The organism is Desulfovibrio sp. 1214_IL3152 (genome assembly GCF_036763055.1).
Taxonomy (GTDB): domain Bacteria; phylum Desulfobacterota; class Desulfovibrionia; order Desulfovibrionales; family Desulfovibrionaceae; genus Desulfovibrio.
Window position 1 is genome coordinate 1 of sequence record NZ_JBAIYW010000377.1, and the last position, 4,724, is coordinate 4,724.

Sequence of the window (4,724 nt, forward strand, 5' to 3'; positions counted from 1 at the left end):
GAAGACGCCGCCGTGGGGCAGTACCGTCTGGATATTCGCCTGGCATCGGGCAAGCCCGGATCGAGCGGTCCGGTGCTCGGCGGCACATCCACCCGGGTGGAGGAGTTCCAGCCCGACACCCTGGCCCTGTCCACTTCCTTTGAGCCTGGCGCTCCCAAGGGGTGGATACGCACAGGCGCAGGGGCTTCTCCTGCCGTGGCGGCTGCCAGGCTGGACAACCTTTACGGGGAGCCGGCGGCCAATCACCGTATCCATACGGCTTTTCATGCCCGCAGGGGAAGTTTGCGCTTTCCGGGATACGAAGACTATGTTTTCTATGATCCTTCGCCTTCCGGCGCGCAGGACCAGTATATGGATCTGCCCGACGTCTTCACCAACAGCAAGGGAATGGCCCGCGTGCCTCTCCCGCTCGACAGGCTTCAGGGGAATACTTTTTACGGAACTTTGATGATTGACGGCTTTGAGCCGGAAGGCGGCAGGGCCGTGACCCGTCAGATGTCCGCCCTGTTTTCTCCTCTTGAGGTGGCTCTCGGCTACAAAGGTGAAGAGCAGGCCAACAATCTGGACTATGTGCCGCAAAACTCCCGTGCCTCACTGCGCCTTCTGGTGGTCAACGATGACCTTGCGCCGACATCCCTGCGGGGGGCCGAAATTGTTTTTTCAGCCCGCCGCTACGTTAATAGCCTGGTTACAGACGCACGGGGCGAATATCATTATGACGCCACGCCCGTGGATACGGAAATAACACGGCAGACCGTGAATCTGGAGCCGAAGGGTCTGTCCTGGGTCATGCCCACGTCCGAGGCCGGTGATTTTCTTGTGACCGTGCGTCAGGCAAACGGCAATATTCTGGCGCTTATTCCGTATTCCGTGGCAGGCAGCAGGCTGGCAGACCCGTCCGGGCTTTCCACAGGCTCGCTGGCGAAGGGCAACCTGCGGCTCAAGCTTGAAAAAGAACATTACAAAGCCGGTGAAACCATAAAAATGAGCCTTTCCACGCCATATGCGGGAACCGGGCTTATTACCATTGAAAGGGAAAACGTGCTGGCGCATGCGTGGTTTAGCGCGCAGGCCGGAGAAAGCGTGCAGGAGATACAAATTCCCGGGCAGTTTGAAGGACGTGGTTTTGTCAACGTGTCCTTTGTGCGCGCTCTGGATTCAGAAGCTGTGTATATGAATCCCCATACGTATGGGGTTGCGCCCTTTACCGTGGGCATGAGCCGGCGCGACATGGGCCTGAAGATCACAGCCCCCGAACGGGTGTTGCCCGGCGAAAAGGTAAAAGTGCGTCTGACATCACGCGTACCCGGCAAGGCTGTGCTTTTTGCCGTTGATGAGGGCGTGTTGCAGATCACCGGTTTTGCCACGCCGGATCCTTTGCGTGAGTTGCTCGGCGATCGCGCCCTTGACGTATCCACCATGCAGGCCCTTGATCTTCTTATGCCTGACCATGCAAGGCTGCAGGGCCGTATTCCCGGTTTTGGCGGCGACATAGCCGGTGCCGGGGGGCGTTTTCTCAATCCGTTCAAAAGGCGCGGCGAACCGCCGTTTGCTTTCTGGCAGGAAGTGAGTGTCGTCAATCCCGAAGGAGCAGAAATTATCCTTGACATACCGGCCTATGTAAGCGGGCGCATACGGATTATGGCCGTGGGCAGCACTCCGGTTTATGATGGCCGGTCCACTGCGGGAAGCGCCCGCGCCGATATGGAAGTGCGCGGCACGCTTATCCTGAAGCCGCTTCTGCCTCTGGCTGTGGCGCCTGGCGATGAGTTTGACGCGGCACTGGTCATCGCCAACACGGTGGAAGGCAGCGGCAAAGATGCCAAAGTGGCCGTAACTATGGACTGCGGGCCGGAACTGGTCTTCTTGAACGGCCAGAAGCCGCAGACCGTCGCCATCAATGAAAACGGCGAGGCTGTGCTGCGCTTTCGCATGCGGGCGCAGGATGTGCTGGGTTCCGCTGACGTGCGCTTTACCGCCACACTGGAAGGAAAGGGAGAAACAGGCGTCAGCGAGCGGAAGCAGAGTCTGTCCGTGCGTCCGCCCGCGCCGAGGGTTCGCACCGAGCAGGTCATTGCCCTTACAGGCGATACGGACGTGCCCGTGAACCGCGATCTCTATCCGTACGAGGCACAGGGGCAGGCCACAGTGTCGGCTCTGCCCGTTCTTGGGCTGCGTTCACTGCTGGCGCGGCTGGACACCTATCCCTATGGTTGTACCGAGCAGCTTATCAGCCGTGCCATGCCGTATGTGAGCCTGCTTACTGCGCCGGAACTGCGCAAACAGGCGCTCAGCAGCCCGCGCACTTCTCCGGAAATGCTCGCCAAACGGGGCAATGCCGTTATCAGCGCCGCGTTGGACACCATACGCAGTAACTTTGTTTATTATGACGGGGTAAGCCTCTGGCCCGGATCTTCGACCAATGATTTTGTAACCGCCTATGCCGGGGATTTTCTGCTCACCCTGCGGGAAAGTGGCGCTGCCACGCCTGAAGGGCTGACCAGAAACATTCTTGATGCGCTTGAAAATACGGTGCGCCGCTCTCCTGTGGATGTAAGTGACGGGCGCATCAAGGTTTATGGCGCATGGGTGCTGCTGCGCGACGGGCGCATCATGACGCAGGAAGTTGAGCGCCTTGAGCAGTGGTTCAGGGATAATACCGAAGGATGGGAAAATGACCTTGTGGCCGTGCTTCTGGCCGACTGCTACGACATGCTGCGCCTGAAAAGCCGCGCCGAACAACTGATGCCCACGACCTTCAGTATGGCGACAGGTGATTCCATGCTCGGACAGGGAGCGGCTGCGGCCCTGCATGCCACTGTGGTATTGCGGCATTTTCCTGAAAAGCGCCAGCAGGTGAACACGGATGTACTGCTGGACGAAGCCTTCAACACCACGGCAACCACTGTGGACATGGGGCTTATATCCCGTGCTCTGGTCATGATGGCAGGGCCGGAAGCATCCTCTCCCGAGGGGATTTCCCTGATCTGCACCAGTTATGCGCAGGGATTTTCCGCAACGGAGCAGCCGGACAGCGAACGCGCGTCCGTTCTTGCGCTTGATGCTCCGGGCTGCCTCAATTACCGGGTGAGTCTGCCCAGGGGCGACAGCGGCTGGAACCTGCACGTGGCGACCGAGGGCTTTGAACGCAAGCCGCTTGTTCCTGCCTCCAACGGCCTTGAATTGCAGCGGCGCTACGTCGACAGCCACGGAGAGACTGTCACCACAGCCAAGCTTGGTGACGTGCTTACTGTGGAGTTGAGTCTGCGTTCTCCTTCCCCGTATGCCAACGTGGTCGTGGTGGATTTATTGCCCGGCGGTTTTGAGCCTGTGCTCGAAAAAAACTCGACCTCGGCTCCGCAGGACGGGCTTATACGTCACGAGCGGCGCGAGGACAGGGGGATTTTCTTTGTAAACACCGGACCGCAGCCACGAACCTTCACCTATAAGGTCAGAGCCGCCACACGCGGGCGTTTTGTGCTGCCTTCGGCCGTGGCCGAGGCCATGTATGAACCCGCGACCAATGCCCGATTGGGCGGCGGCTATGTGGTCATTGAATAAAGCCCGCAATTGAAACACTGTTGAGAAACGGCCTCTGCCCGACGCGGATTTGTTATGACAGACGTGCCGGGCAGAGGCCATAAACATAGGCCGTATTTTTGAAGTAGTCCTTCAACTCTTTGTTTTTGCAGCGCAGAGCCTTGAACATCGGTAATTCTGAAACAGGTTTTTCTAAAAATATCCGTGTTTAAAAACTCTGCCTGATAAAAAGTCACGCTGCGGCCGGAAATACATGCAGCAAAACGAAATTAACACAATGGTCTCTATGGTTCCAGCGGCCTCACGGAAGGGGGAGCCTCCCGCCACGCCCGAGCGCACGGGTAAATTCCCTGCGGGCTTGGGCGGGCGTGTCTGGAAACGGATAATCCGCCCGGCAGGCTGGTATGTTGCCGTGCTTGTTGTCGCGCTTGGGGTGGCTTTGCTCTGGCTGCACTATGCGCCCTGCAAACATCCTCTGGACGGCATCAGCTTTTCGCGCGTGGTGTACGACAGCAAGGGCGGCCTCATGCGCTTAAGTCTTTCCAACGACCAGAAGTATCGCATACACACGCGCCTGTCGGATATTCCGCCCGCAGCCGTGGACTCTGTTTTGCGCTACGAAGACCGCTATTATTGGCATCATCCCGGAGTCAATGTGGCGGCTCTTGCCCGTGCGGGTGTCTCCCTGCTCACGGGGCAACGCCTTATGGGCGGCTCTACCATCACCATGCAGGTGGTGCGGCTGGCGCATGGCCTCGAAACAGGCAAAATCGGCGCAAAGCTGCGCCAGATTGTCCTGGCACTGCAACTGGAATGGCATTTCAGCAAGGAAGATATCCTTGAAGCCTACTTCAACCTTGCACCTTACGGGGGCAATGTGGAAGGTCTTGGGGCAGCGGCAATGGTCTATTTTCACAAAACGCCGGAACAACTCACTCCCGGTGAAAGTACCGCCCTTATGCTTGTGCCGCAAAACCCCGTGCGGAGGCGTCCTGCCAGCGACAACAAGCATTTCATGGCCGCGTTCAGCCGTTTGGAGTCTGTCTGGCATGGCCGTCAGGAGCACGCACCCCTGCGAGTATACGGTCCGGAAGACCTGCCCTTTACGGCCCCGCATTTGAGCGCTGAGCTTTTGCAGCAGCCGGACGGCGGCCGCAGCCTGCGTACCACGCTTGACCCGGCCA

At 58.7% G+C, this 4,724-nt stretch carries 2 protein-coding genes; both read left to right on the top strand.

From position 1 onward, the window contains the following. Window positions 1–3,561 (top strand): alpha-2-macroglobulin family protein (locus tag V6C07_RS08175; protein WP_442891929.1); only part of this gene is annotated, 3,561 nt, incomplete at its 5' end. A gap of 232 nt (window positions 3,562–3,793) precedes the next feature. Beyond that, a partial coding sequence (locus tag V6C07_RS08180) for a transglycosylase domain-containing protein (RefSeq protein ID WP_333535886.1) occupies window positions 3,794–4,724 on the top strand: 931 nt, incomplete at its 3' end.